This window comes from Streptomyces sp. NPDC006997 (genome assembly GCF_040635175.1).
Lineage (GTDB): Bacteria > Actinomycetota > Actinomycetes > Streptomycetales > Streptomycetaceae > Streptomyces.
Map to the genome: position 1 here is coordinate 22,332 of NZ_JBEYHH010000052.1, position 12,899 is coordinate 35,230.

The window sequence follows — 12,899 nt, forward strand, 5'->3', positions numbered from 1 at the left end:
GCACCGCTCGCGCGCTTGGCTCGACACCTTGTCAATACGCCGGGAGGGTGCGCGGGCCCAGGTCGTCGCGGGCGGGAGGCGGGGAGAGGCGGACCGAGGCGCCGAGGACGCTGAGGCCGTCGGGGGCGACGACGACCGGTTCGAGGGTGACCGCCACCACCTCCGGGTGGTCGTCGACGAGCCGGGAGACCCGCAGCAGCAGTTCCTCCAGCGCGGGGGTGTCCACGGGCGCGGAGCCGCGCCAGCCGAACAGCAGGGGCGCCGTCCGGATCGACCTGACCAGCGAGGTCGCGTCGCGGTCGGTGACCGGGATCAGCCGGTGCGCCATGTCGCCGAGCAGCTGGGAGGCCGCTCCGGCCAGGCCGAACGACAGGACGGCGCCGGCGGCCGGGTCGATCACGGCCCGTATGACGGTGTCGACCCCGCGCGGGGCCATGCCCTGGACCACCGGGCGCAGTTCCTCGGCCTTGCCGAACAGCCCGGTCAACTCGGCGAACGCGCGGCGCAGTTGTTCCTCGTCCGCGAGGTCGAGCCGGACGCCGCCCAGGTCGGCGCGGTGGCGCAGGTGCGGGGCGGTGGCCTTGAGGGCGACGGGGTAGCCGACGGCGTGCGCGGCGGCGACGGCCTCGTCGGGGGTGGCCGCGGGGAGCGCGCGGTGGACGTCGACGCCGTACTGACCGAGCAGCTCGTACGTCTCCTCGGTACCCAGCGTCAGGCCCTGCCCCCGCGCGAGCAGGCCGCCGATCAGTTTGGCGGCGCCCTTCTCGTCGATGTCCTCGTACTCGGGCACCCGACCCGGGTCGGCGGCCTCACGCCGCCACTGCGCGTACTTCACGGCTTCGGCGAGGGCCCGGACGGCGCGCTCGGCGGCGGGGTAGGCGGGGATGAGGGGGGAGTCGGCTCCGGCGTCTGGTGCGGTGGGCAGTCGTTCCGCGGAGCGATCGGGGTTGCCCCGCTCGAGCGAGGTCGGGAGGGGGGCCGGGTGGGCACCGCCCTCGACGTGGGGCGCCTTGGTACCGACGCCACTGCCGGTGCCGACCGTCGGCGCCGTGCTCGCCGCCGCCGACAGCGCCTCCGCCAGCCCGCCCAGCTCCACGTGCACCACCAGCACCGGCTTCGTCGGCACCGCCGCCACCGCCGCCCGCAGCGCCTCCGCCAGCGCCGAGTCCTCCGCCGACGTCTCCCCGATGGCGGGGATCGCCGTCACGACGACGGCGTCACACGTGTCGTCCGCCAGTACCCGCGCCAGTGCCGCCCCGAAGTCCTCCGGTGCCGCCTCGGTCGTCAGGTCCAGCGGCGGGTGGGGTCGCAGCCCTTCGGCGAGGCAGGCGTCGTACGTCAGCAGCCCCAGCGACTCCGAGTTGCCGAGGATCGCCACCCGGGGTCCGGCCGGGAGCGGCTGGCGCGCGAGCAGCAGTCCGGCGTCGACCAGCTCGGTGATGGTGTCGACGCGGATCACCCCGGCTTGCCGGAGCAGCGCGGACACCGTGGCGTGCGGCAGCCGGGTGGCCCGTACGGCGTGCCCCTGGGGCGCTGCCCCGCGGTGGCGGGCGCCCTGCACGACGACGAGCGGTTTGGCCGCCGCCGTACGCCGGGCGAGGCGGGTGAACTTTCGGGGGTTGCCGATGGACTCCAGGTACATGAGGGCGACGTCGGTCTCCGGGTCGTCGTACCAGAACTGGAGGACGTCGTTGCCGGAGACGTCGGCGCGGTTGCCGGAGGATATGAACGTCGAGACACCGGTCACACCGGTGACGCCGCCTCCGCGCCGGTGCAACCGGGACAGCAGGGCGATGCCGATGGCGCCGGACTGGGCGAACAGGCCGATGCGGCCGGGGCGGGGCATCTCGGGGGCGAGGGAGGCGTTGAGCCGGACGTCCGACGCCGTGTTGATCACGCCGAAGGCGTTGGGCCCGATGATGCGCATCCCGTACGCGCGCGCGTGGCGGACGAGTTCGCGCTGCCGTTCGCGTCCGTCGGGGCCGCTCTCGGCGTATCCGGCGGAGATCACGACGAGGCCCTGCACGCCGTGTTCGCCGCACTCGGTGACGACCTCGGGGACGTGTTCGGCGGGCACGGCGACGACGGCGAGGTCGACGTGGTCGGCGATGTCGCGGACGGAGCGGTGGGCCGGTACCCCGTCGATCTCCTGCCAGGTGTCGTCGAAGGCGCGGTTCACGGCGTAGAGGCGGCCGGTGTACCCGGCGTCCTTGATGTTGCGCAGGAGGCTGCGGCCCACGCCGCCGGGGGTGCGTCCGGCGCCGATGACGGCGACCGAGCCGGGCAGCAGCAGCCGCTGTACGGAACGGGCCTCGGCGCGCTGCTCGCGCGCGTACTGCACGGCGAGCGAGCGGTCGGTGGGTTCGAGGTCCAGCTCCAGGCGGACGACGCCGTCCTCGAAGCTGCGCTTCTGGGTGTACCCGGCGTCCGTGAACACCTTGATCATCTTGGTGTTGGCGGGGAGCACCTCGGCGGCGAAGCGGCGGATGCCGCGCTCGCGGGCGACGGCGGCGACGTGTTCGAGGAGGGCGGAGGCGACGCCCCGGCCCTGGTGGGCGTCCTGCACGAGGAAGGCGACCTCGGCCTCGTCGGCGGGGGTGGAGGCGGGCGTCCCGTCCGGGCCGATGCGGTCGTAGCGTACGGTGGCGATGAACTCGCCTCCGATGGTGGCGGCGAGTCCCACCCGGTCCACGAAGTCGTGGTGCGTGAAGCGGTGGACGTCCTTGGCGGACAGGCGCGGGTAGGGCGCGAAGAAGCGGTAGTACTTCGACTCGTCCGAGACCTGCTCGTAGAAGCTGACCAGGCGCTCGGCGTCATCAACGGTGATGGGCCGCACGCGCGCGGTGCCACCGTCGCGCAGCACCACGTCGGCCTCCCAGTGAGCTGGGTACTCCTGCCGGTCCGCCGAGTTCTGCATGGGGCCCAGCGTACGGCTCGCGTCTGACAACGGCGCGGGGCAGTGTGCGGGGGCGTCACGCCGGACCGAGGCCGCGGTCCGGCGTCAGCCGAGGGGGCGGGCACCGGCCTGCTCCGGACATGCTTCACGTTGTGGGACACTGGTCTAGACAACCCTGAACACGAAGGGCAGCATCACATGGCTGAGCGCCGCGTCAACGTCGGCTGGGCCGAGGGCCTCCACGCCCGCCCCGCCTCCATCTTCGTCCGAGCCGCCACGGCCACCGGCGTCCCGATGACGATCGCCAAGGCCGGGGGGACCCCCGTCAACGCGGCCTCCATGCTGGCGGTCCTGGGTCTGGGCGCCCAGGGGGGCGAGGAGATCGTCCTCGCTTCCGACGCCGAGGGCGCGGACGCCGCCCTGGACCGGGTGGCCAAACTGGTCGCCGAGGGCCTGGAAGAGCTGCCCGAGACGGTCTGACCGGCGCGTGACAGCACACGGCGGAGCCGCGTCGCCCATTCCGGGCGGCGCGGCTCCGCCGTTTTCTCCGGTCTCCGGGTTTCCGTGCCCGCATTTACGTTCGGGTGATAATTAACGAGTACGTTCGCGGCCGGAAAAGGGCAGCAGAAACAACCCCCGCCGAATATCCCCCCTTTGTATACGGCGCCTGTGTTAATGCCGCAGGCTCGGCATGTTTACGGGATGTTGCGAAGTCCTCACACGGTCCGCGCGGTCGGCCCCCACGGTGAAGCGCAGCCGGTGCGCGGCGGTCGCGCGCTCGGTGTGCACGGCGGTGACCGCACGCGCGCGTTCCCCGTCGCCGCGCGCCACCGCGTCCACGATGGCGCCGTGCTCCGCCCAGGACTCCACGGGCCCGGTGGGCACCTCCACGGTGTACATCCAGGCGATCTTGTGCCGCAGCTGGGTCAGCATGGCGATCAGGGCGGGGCTGCCGGACGCCTGGGCGAGCGTCTCGTGGAACCAGCCGCCCAGCGAGCGCAGATCGTCGCTGCTGCCCCGCCTGGCCCGCTCCTGGCCCAGCCTGACCAGCCCGCGCAGCACCTTCAGATGGGCCTCGGTGCGCCGCTGGGCGGCCCGGGAGGCGGCGAGCGGCTCCAGGAGCATCCGCATCTCCAGGAGGTCGGAGGCCTCCTGCTCGGTCGGCTCGGCGACGCACGCGCCCGCGTGCCGCCGGGTCACCACGAAGCCCTCCGCCTCCAGGGTGCGCAGGGCCTCCCGGACGGGGACGCGGGAGACGCCGTAGCGGCGGGCCAGCAGTTCCTCGGTGAGCCGGCTGCCGCGCTCGTAGACACCTGCGACGATGTCGTCCCGGATCGCCGTGCACACCGAGTGCGCCGGAATACGCATGACCGACCTCCGCCTTAATCCCCGTGAAACGTCGACGATTGACGTGTGTTCAGTGACTCTATTGCAATGAGCCGGAATTTCCGACGGCGGTCTGGAAACCAGGGATATTTTTTGGACAAACAGGGTCCTCAAACGCCGAAAGCCCCGGCTTGTGAGCCGGGGCGAGGGGGTGGGGCCCCTGGGGGGCAGTGGGGCCCCCTGGGGGGCGGTGGGGCCCCTGGGGGGCGGTGGGGCCCCTTGGGGGGCGGTGGTGCTACACGTTCACGCCGTGCGCGCGGAGGTACGCGAGGGGGTCGATGTCCGTGCCGTAGTCGGCGCTCGTGCGCGCCTCGAAGTGCAGGTGCGGTCCGGTGACGTTGCCGGTGGCGCCGGACAGGGCGATCTGCTGCCCCGGGGTGACCGTCTGGCCCACCGAGACGGCGATGGACGACAGGTGGCCGTACTGGGTGTACGTGCCGTCCACCATCCTGATCAGCACTTGATTGCCGTACGCCCCGGCCCAGCCCGCCTCGACGACGGTGCCGGAGCCGACCGCGCGCACGGCGGTGCCGCTGGCGGCGTGGAAGTCGATGCCGGTGTGGCTGCCGGAGGACCACAGGGCGCCGCCGGAGCGGTAGGCCGTGGAGACGTAGGAGCCGGATATGGGTGTCACGTACGTGTTCAGGCGCTTGCGCTCGGCCTCGCGGGCGGCGCGCTCCTTGGCCTCGCGGGCCTTCCTGGCCGCCGCGGCCGCCTGCTCGCGGGCGGCCTCCTGGGCCGCGCGCTTGGCCTCGGCCAGCTCGGCGGCCTGCTGCTGCGCGTCGGCCTGGGCGTCGACCCGCTCGGCCACGGCGCTGCCCATGCTGACGACGGGGGTGAGTCCGGTCTGCTGCGCGACGGGCTCGGCGGCGAGTGCCGGGGCGGCGGCCAGGGTGCCGACCACGCCGGTGGTGGTGAGGGCCGCGACGCCCGCCGCGCGGGCGGTGGTGCGCTGGGCGCGGCCGGTACGGCGGTGCTTCCCGGCAGGGCGGGTGAACGCCATGGAGTGGCTGGTCCTTTCCTTCCCTCTCGCCTACCGGGTTAGCTGACGGGTTCGGAGCAGGAAGGTCTCCTACGGACCCCCTCGCGGCACGCGCGGGCGTCCGATTCACCCCAGGGACTGTTGGGTCCCCGGCTCCCCTGGCTCGCGCCGTACGGGGACTCGGCGATGGCTGTCCGGTGCCGCGGGTGCGGCGCACTGCCTGACGGACAGCCCCGGAGACGCTAAGCGGGCTCGCTTTCCATTCCCAAACAGAGAGCGCGTTTTGTAGCGCATCCCACAGGACAGAACGCTGATCTTCCTCTGAATACGGGCATAGCGGGGCCCTGGTGACGGATCCGTTACCAGGGCCCCACGCGTGCGTGCCGCTACTCGGCGGAGACGCCTACTCAGCGGACACGACGGTGACTTCGCCGATGCCGAGCGCCTCCACGGGTTCCTTGATCTGCGCCGCGTCGCCCACGAGGACCGTCACGAGGCGGTCCGTCGGGAAGGCGTTCACGACCGCGGCGGTGGCCTCCACGGTGCCGGTCGCGGCGAGCTGCTGGTACAGCGCCGCCTGGTAGTCGTCGGGCAGGTGCTGCTCGACCTGGTCGGCCAGCGTGCTCGCCACGGCCGCCGCGGTCTCGTACTTCAGCGGCGCCACACCGACGAGGTTCTGCACGGCGACGTCCCGCTCGGCGTCGGTCAGCCCGGACCCGGCGAGCGTGCGCAGCACCGTCCACAGGTCCTGGAGCGCGGGGCCGGTGTTGGGCGTGTCGACGGAGCCGCTGATGGCGAGCATCGCGGCGCCGGTGCCGTCGGGGGCGGAGCGCAGCACCTGGCTGAACGCCCGTACGCCGTAGGTGTAGCCCTTCTCCTCACGCAGGACGCGGTCCAGTCGGGAGGTGAGGGTGCCGCCGAGGCAGTACGTGCCGAGCACCTGCGCGGGCCAGACGCGGTCGTGCCGGTCGGGGCCGACGCGGCCGAGCAGCAACTGCGTCTGGACGGCGCCGGGTCGGTCCACGATGACGACGCGGCCGGTGTCGTCGGCGGTCACCGGGGGCGCCTGGCGGGGCTTCGCCGGGGCGCCGGTCCAGGCGCCGAGGGTGTCGCCGAGCAGCGCGTCCAGGTCGATGCCGGTGAGGTCGCCGACGACGACCGCGGTGGCGGTGGCGGGGCGGACGTGCCGCTCGTAGAAGGCGCGTACGGCCGCGGAGTCGATGGCGGCGACGGTCTCCTCGGTGCCCTGGCGCGGGCGCGACATGCGCGAGTCGGCCGGGAACAGCTCCTTGGACAGCTCCTTGGCGGCGCGCCGGGAGGGGTTGGCCAGCTCGTGCGGGATCTCGTCGAGCCGGTTGCGCACCAGCCGTTGGACCTCGCTGTCGGCGAACGCGGGCGCCCTGAGAGCGTCGGCGACCAGCCCGAGGCCCTTGGCCAGGCGGGAGGCGGGGACCTCCAGGCTGAGCCGGACGCCGGGGTGGTCGGCGTGCGCGTCGAGGGTGGCGCCGCACCGCTCCAGCTCGGCGGCGAACTCCTCCGCGGAGTGCTTGTCGGTGCCCTCGGAGAACGCGCGCGCCATGATCGTGGCGACGCCGTCCAGACCGGCGGGCTCGGCCTCCAGCGGCGCGTGCAGCAGCACCTCGACGGCGACGACCTGCTGGCCGGGGCGGTGGCACCGCAGCACCGTCAGACCGTTGTCGAGGATCCCGCGCGTGGGGGCCGGGAACGCCCACGGCTTGGGCTCCCCGGCCTGCGGCTGGGGGTGGAACTCCATGGTGGCCAGCTCGGTCACTTGGCCGCCTCCTCGGTCTCGTCGGCTTCGGTGTGGGCGTCGTCGGCGTCGGTCTCCGCCGCGGCGACGGGCTCGTAGACGAGCACCGCGCGGTTGTCGGGGCGCAGGCGGGCCTTGGCGACCTCCTGGACCTCCTCGGCCGTCACCTCCAGGACGCGCTGTACGGCGGTCAGGGCGAGCTGCGGGTCGCCGAACAGCACCGCGTACCGGCACAGTTCGTCGGCGCGGCCCGCGACCGTGCCGAGCCGGTCCAGCCACTCGCGCTCCAACTGGGCCTGGGCGCGCTCCATCTCCTCGGCCGTGGGGCCCTCGGCGGCGAACCGCGCGAGCTCCTCGTCGATGGCGGCCTCGATGACCGGCACCTCGACGTCGCCGGAGGTCTTCACGTCCAGCCAGCCCAGCGAGGGCGCACCGGACAGCCGCAGCAGGCCGAACCCGGCCGCGACGGCCGTACGGTCCCGGCGCACCAGCCGGTTGTAGAGCCGGGAGGACTCGCCGCCGCCGAGGACGGTCAGTGCCAGGTCGGCGGCGTCGCACGCGCGCGTGCCGTCGTGCGGCAGCCGGTAGGCGGCCATCAGCGCGCGGGCCGGGACCTCCTCCTCGACGACCTCGCGGAGCTGCTCGCCGATGGTGTCGGGCAGTGTGCCCTCGCGCGGGGTGGGCTTGCCGTCGTGGGCGGGGATGGAGCCGAAGTACTTCTCGATCCACGCGAGCGTCCGCTCGGGGTCGATGTCGCCGACGACGGACAGCACCGCGTTGTTCGGCGCGTAGTACGTCCGGAAGAACGCGCGCGCGTCCTCCAGGGTCGCCGCGTCCAGGTCGGACATCGAGCCGATCGGGGTGTGGTGGTAGGGGTGGCCCTCCGGGTAGGCGAGGGCGGTCAGCCGCTCGAAGGCGGTGCCGTAGGGCACGTTGTCGTAGCGCTGGCGGCGTTCGTTCTTCACGACGTCGCGCTGGTTCTCCATGGACTCCTCGTCCAGCGCGGCGAGCAGCGAGCCCATGCGGTCCGCCTCCAGCCACAGGGCGAGTTCCAGCTGGTGGGCGGGCATCGTCTCGAAGTAGTTGGTGCGCTCGAAGCTGGTGGTGCCGTTGAGCGAACCGCCCGCGCCCTGCACCAGTTCGAAGTGGCCGTTGCCCTTGACCTGGGCGGAGCCCTGGAACATCAGGTGCTCGAAGAGGTGAGCCAGTCCCGTGCGCTCCTTGACCTCGTGGCGGGAGCCGACGTCGTACCAGAGGCACACCGCCGCGACCGGGGTCAGGTGGTCCTCGGAGAGCACCACGCGCAGACCGTTGGCCAGGCGGTGCTCGGTCGCTGTCAGGCCGCCGGAGCCTGCCTCGGCTGTGGCCGTGTGACCCATGGGCATGTACGTCCCTTCGATCGCTGACGCGGTCCTCGGACCGCGGATTTCCTACCGTCCTGCCACTGTATGCAAGCGCGCGGACCAGCGGCGAAGTTCCCGCGAGGCGTACGCCGACAGCGAGATCCCGTAGCCTCTCGACAAGCCACGGCGGTACGCGCGCCGCCGGGCCGTCCGCTCCGGGCCGGGCGGCATGAGCGTCCGCCCCGTCCGGTGTTGTCAGTGCCGCGGTCCACAATGGTCCGCGTCAGATCCGTCCCACGCTTCAGCACGAGCGAGCCGACGGGGAGTGAGCGTGAGGCGCCCCCCGCAGGCGAGCGACCAGAAAAGAGGAGCCAGGCAGCGATGGCCCGCCGTAGCACGAAGACCCCGCCGCCCGACGACCCGTACGAGGAGAAGATCCTCGACATCGACGTCGTCGACGAGATGCAGGGCTCCTTCCTTGAGTACGCCTACTCGGTCATCTACTCCCGAGCCCTGCCCGACGCCCGTGACGGCCTCAAGCCGGTGCACCGGCGCATCGTCTACCAGATGAACGAGATGGGCCTGCGCCCCGACCGCGGCTACGTGAAGTGCGCGCGCGTCGTCGGCGAGGTCATGGGCAAGCTGCACCCGCACGGTGACTCCTCGATCTACGACGCCCTGGTGCGCATGGCGCAGCCCTTCTCGATGCGGGTCCCGCTGGTCGACGGCCACGGCAACTTCGGTTCCCTGGGCAACGACGACCCGCCCGCCGCCATGCGGTACACCGAGTGCCGGATGACCGAGGCCACCGGTCTGATGACGGAGTCGATCGACGAGGACACCGTCGACTTCGCCCCGAACTACGACGGCCAGGAGCAGGAGCCGGTGGCGCTGCCCGCAGCCTTCCCGAACCTGCTGGTCAACGGCGCCTCCGGGATCGCGGTCGGCATGGCCACCAACATGCCGCCGCACAACCTGCGCGAGGTCGTCGCCGCGGCCCGCCACCTGATCCGGTACCCGAACGCCGACCTCGACGCCCTGATGCGGCACATTCCGGGCCCGGACCTGCCCACCGGCGGCCGGATCGTCGGCCTGCCGGGCGTCCGGGACGCGTACGAGACCGGCCGCGGCACGTTCAAGATCCGCGCGACGGTGTCCGTGGAGGACGTCACCGCCCGCCGCAAGGGCCTGGTCGTCACCGAGCTGCCGTTCACGGTCGGCCCGGAGAAGGTGATCGCCAAGATCAAGGACCTGGTCGGTTCGAAGAAGCTCCAGGGCATCGCCGACGTCAAGGACCTCACGGACCGCCAGCACGGCCTGCGGCTGGTCATCGAGATCAAGAACGGATTCGTGCCGGAGGCGGTGCTGGAGCAGCTCTACAAGCTGACGCCCATGGAGGAGTCCTTCGGCATCAACAACGTCGCGCTCGTCGACGGGCAGCCCCTCACGCTCGGTCTGAAGGAGCTGCTGGAGGTCTACCTCGACCACCGCTTCGAGGTCGTGCGCCGCCGCTCCGAGTACCGCCGGGGCAAGCGCCGCGACCGCCTGCACCTGGTCGAGGGCCTGCTCACCGCCCTGGTGGACATCGACGAGGTCATCCGGCTGATCCGCTCCAGCGACAACAGCGCGCAGGCCAAGGAGCGCCTGATGGGCCGCTTCGGCCTGAGCGACGTCCAGACGCAGTACATCCTGGACACGCCGCTGCGCCGCCTCACCAAGTACGACCGGATCGAGCTGGAGGCGGAGAAGGACCGGCTGACCTCGGAGATCGAGGAGCTGACCCGCATCCTGGAGTCCGACGCGGAGCTGCGCAAGCTGGTCTCCGCCGAACTGGCCACGGTCGCCAAGAAGTTCGGCACCGACCGGCGTACGGTCCTGCTGGAGTCCGCGGGCGTCCCGGCCGCCGCCGTGCCGCTCCAGGTGGCGGACGACCCGTGCCGGGTGCTGCTGTCGTCGACGGGGCTGCTCGCGCGTACCGCGAACGGCGAGCCCTTCGCGGCGGACGCCAAGGCCCGGCGCGTCAAGCACGACGTGATCGTCTCCGCCGTCCCGGCGACGGCCCGCGGCGAGATCGGGGTGGTCACGTCGACGGGCCGCCTGCTGCGCCTGAACGTGATCGACCTCCCCCAGCTGCCGGAGATGACCTCCGCCCCCAACCTCGCGGGCGGCGCGCCGCTGGCGGAGTTCGTGTCCCTGGCGGACGGCGAGACCGTGATCTGCCTGACCACGCTGGACGAGTCCTCCCCCGGCCTGGCCGTCGGCACCGAGCAGGGCGTCGTCAAGCGGGTCGTCCCGGACTACCCGTCCAACAAGGACGAGTTGGAGGTCATCACCCTCAAGGAGGGCGACCGGATCGTGGGCGCGGTGGAACTGCGTACCGGCGACGAGGACCTGGTCTTCATCACGGACGACGCCCAGTTGCTGCGCTACCAGGCCGCGCAGGTCCGCCCCCAGGGCCGCCCGGCCGGTGGCATGGCGGGCATCAAGCTCGCGGAGGGCGCGCGGGTCATCTCCTTCACGGCGGTGGACCCGGCGGTGGAGGCCGTGGTGTTCACGGTCGCGGGCTCGCGCGGCACGCTGGACGACTCCGTCCAGACGACGGCCAAGCTGACCCCGTTCGACCAGTACCCGCGCAAGGGCCGCGCCACGGGCGGCGTCCGCTGCCAGCGCTTCCTCAAGGGCGAGGACTGCCTCGCCCTGGCCTGGGCGGGCCCGGTCCCGGCCCTCGCCGCGCAGAAGAACGGCACCCCGGCCGACCTCCCGGAGATGGACCCCCGCCGCGACGGTTCGGGCGTGTCCCTGCCCAGAACGGTGGCGACGGTGGCGGGCCCGGTCTAGATGTGCTGTCCCTGGACGTTGGTGACAGGCGACACGCCCTGAGCGGTGCTTGAACCGGGCGAGGGCCTTCTGGTTTCGGAGTGGACTGCGAGGTCTGCAACTACCACCGGCCCTCCACCGGCATCAGCGGCCACACCCCGGCCAGCCGCGTCACCAACCTCACAGGGCAATACACCTAGGGCCCCTCGGGGCCTTCCGAGGCTCCGGGCACGTAGCGCAGGACGCCCCACATGCCGTGCTCGTCGGCGGTGTGCGGGGCGTCGCTCCGGCAGTCCCGGAGTTCCTTCTCCAGGGCGTCGGCGTCGATCCCGGCCCCGATGAGGACGAGCTGACTGACGCGCGCCTCACCGGCCCGCCACGCCTCCGGGTAGAACCGCAGGAACCTCCCCACGGCGTGCACGGCGTACCGGTTGCGCGTGTCGTGGGCGCCGAAGCAGACGTACCCCTTGATCCGGTACAACCCGTCGGGACGGCTGTCGAGGAAGCTCATCAGCCGCCGTGGGTCGAGGGGCACGTCGGAGACGAAGGACAGGCTGTCGTACGAGCTGTGCAGATGCCCGTGATGCGCGAGATCACCGTCCTCCTCCCCGCCCCGCAGATCGTCGAAGGACAACTGCCCGACGCGCTCCTCGGTCGGACGGCAGTCGAAGAGGAATTCCGGGTCGACACGGCCGTAGGAAGCCGGAACCACGGCCGCCCCGTCGACGAGCGACCGCACGAGCCCGAGCACCCGCTCTCCCCCGTCGCCACCGCCCGCCCGGTCGACCTTGTTGACCACGACGAGATCGGCGAGCGCCAGATGCCGGTCGATCCCGGGGTGCCGCGCACGGGTGTCGTCGAACTCGGCCGCGTCGACGACCTCGACGAGACCGCCGTAGACGACCCGGGGGTTCTCGCTGGCCAGCACCATCCGCACCAGCTCCTGCGGCTCGGCGAGCCCGCTGGCCTCGACCACCACGACGTCGATCCCCAGCTCGGGCCGGGTCAGCCGCTCCAGGTAGTGGTCCAGCTCACTCACGTCGACGGCGCAGCACAGGCACCCGTTGCCGAGGGACACGGTCGAGTCCCCGAGGACACCGGCCACCGCCATGGCGTCGATCTCCACCGCTCCGAAGTCGTTGACGAGGGCGCCGATCCGACTGCCGCCGCTGCGGTGCAGCAGATGGTTGAGCAACGTCGTCTTACCGGAGCCCAGGAATCCGGCGAGCACGACGACCGGGATCTGCTGCGGACTCGGCTCCTGCGTCACCGTGCGACCTCTCTCACGCCCACGCGCGCACCGGAGCACGACCCGTGCGCGCCTACGAGGATGGAATGCGGCCCAGCATACGAGCCTGGAGAATCACTCGACAGTGAACGATTGTTAGCGCCCCCCGCGGGGCAGAGGTCTCGGCAAGACGCCGGAGTGTGCGACCCTTGCTTCCCTCCGTGCGCCTCCTCTCCGCCTCCCTGCCGATCAGAGCCGCTCGGCACCCTGGGAGACAGCTAGGGATGTCCTTCACATCGGCCCGGCGCCGAGCAGCACTGCCCGGCGAGGCCGAGCGGGCCACCGGGGTCCATACCCCGTCCGATCTCGCAGGACGCCCGCTAGGTCGTGTCTTCAATTAATCTTGAGTGGTGGATCATGGTCGGGTGATACGTCGCCATGAACTGTCCGATGCTGAGTGGGAGTTCGTCCGGCCA

Annotated in this window: 8 protein-coding genes and 1 riboswitch; of the genes, 2 read left to right on the top strand and 6 right to left on the bottom strand. The window is 72.1% G+C overall.

Features of this window, described 5'->3' with window-relative positions; translation table 11 throughout:
- Positions 1–31: 31 nt before the first annotated feature.
- Complete coding sequence (locus tag ABZ659_RS32855; RefSeq protein ID WP_360227590.1) at positions 32–2,917, bottom strand: GNAT family N-acetyltransferase; 2,886 nt, start codon at positions 2,915–2,917, stop codon at positions 32–34.
- Positions 2,918–3,094: 177 nt separating this feature from the next.
- Between ABZ659_RS32855 and ABZ659_RS32860 the strand changes: the two genes are divergently transcribed.
- A complete protein-coding gene (locus tag ABZ659_RS32860; protein ID WP_360227593.1) occupies positions 3,095–3,376 on the top strand; it encodes an HPr family phosphocarrier protein in 282 nt (93 codons plus the stop codon).
- Between the two features lie 192 nt (positions 3,377–3,568).
- Here ABZ659_RS32860 and ABZ659_RS32865 read toward each other — a convergent pair whose 3' ends face one another.
- From ABZ659_RS32865 to ABZ659_RS32880, 4 genes are all read right to left on the bottom strand, one after another.
- Positions 3,569–4,264 carry a GntR family transcriptional regulator gene (locus tag ABZ659_RS32865; protein WP_360227596.1) on the bottom strand — a complete coding sequence of 232 codons (696 nt, stop codon included), beginning with the start codon at positions 4,262–4,264 and terminating at the stop codon, positions 3,569–3,571.
- A 253-nt stretch (positions 4,265–4,517) separates the two neighbouring features.
- Positions 4,518–5,285: a M23 family metallopeptidase gene (locus ABZ659_RS32870; protein ID WP_360227599.1), complete on the bottom strand. Its 768-nt coding sequence runs from the start codon at positions 5,283–5,285 to the stop codon at positions 4,518–4,520.
- 12 nt (positions 5,286–5,297) lie between these two features.
- A riboswitch (cyclic di-AMP (ydaO/yuaA leader) is annotated at positions 5,298–5,460 on the bottom strand.
- A 207-nt stretch (positions 5,461–5,667) separates the two neighbouring features.
- On the bottom strand, positions 5,668–7,056 hold the full coding sequence (locus ABZ659_RS32875) for a pitrilysin family protein (protein ID WP_360227602.1): 1,389 nt from the start codon (positions 7,054–7,056) through the stop codon (positions 5,668–5,670).
- The gene (locus ABZ659_RS32880) at positions 7,053–8,414 is read right to left on the bottom strand and encodes a pitrilysin family protein (RefSeq protein WP_360227605.1); all 1,362 of its coding nucleotides are present in this window, start codon (positions 8,412–8,414) and stop codon (positions 7,053–7,055) included. The genes ABZ659_RS32875 and ABZ659_RS32880 overlap by 4 nt, the downstream gene beginning before the upstream one ends.
- A gap of 345 nt (positions 8,415–8,759) precedes the next feature.
- On the opposite strand from ABZ659_RS32880, the gene ABZ659_RS32885 reads away from it, so the two are divergent.
- On the top strand, positions 8,760–11,216 hold the full coding sequence (locus tag ABZ659_RS32885) for a DNA topoisomerase IV subunit A (protein WP_360227608.1): 2,457 nt from the start codon (positions 8,760–8,762) through the stop codon (positions 11,214–11,216).
- Between the two features lie 175 nt (positions 11,217–11,391).
- On the opposite strand, the gene ABZ659_RS32890 is transcribed toward ABZ659_RS32885, so the two are convergent.
- Complete coding sequence (locus ABZ659_RS32890) at positions 11,392–12,465, bottom strand: GTP-binding protein (RefSeq protein WP_360227611.1); 1,074 nt, start codon at positions 12,463–12,465, stop codon at positions 11,392–11,394.
- Positions 12,466–12,899: the final 434 nt, after the last annotated feature.

Excerpts from the sequence above, each read along its gene's own strand:
- ABZ659_RS32855 (WP_360227590.1), bottom strand. The coding sequence starts at position 2,917 with ATGCAGAACTCGGCGGACCGGCAGGAGTACCCAGCTCACTGGGAGGCC.
- ABZ659_RS32860 (WP_360227593.1), top strand. The coding sequence starts at position 3,095 with ATGGCTGAGCGCCGCGTCAACGTCGGCTGGGCCGAGGGCCTCCACGCC.
- ABZ659_RS32865 (WP_360227596.1), bottom strand. The coding sequence starts at position 4,264 with ATGCGTATTCCGGCGCACTCGGTGTGCACGGCGATCCGGGACGACATC.
- ABZ659_RS32870 (WP_360227599.1), bottom strand. The coding sequence starts at position 5,285 with ATGGCGTTCACCCGCCCTGCCGGGAAGCACCGCCGTACCGGCCGCGCC.
- ABZ659_RS32880 (WP_360227605.1), bottom strand. The coding sequence starts at position 8,414 with ATGGGTCACACGGCCACAGCCGAGGCAGGCTCCGGCGGCCTGACAGCG.
- ABZ659_RS32885 (WP_360227608.1), top strand. The coding sequence starts at position 8,760 with ATGGCCCGCCGTAGCACGAAGACCCCGCCGCCCGACGACCCGTACGAG.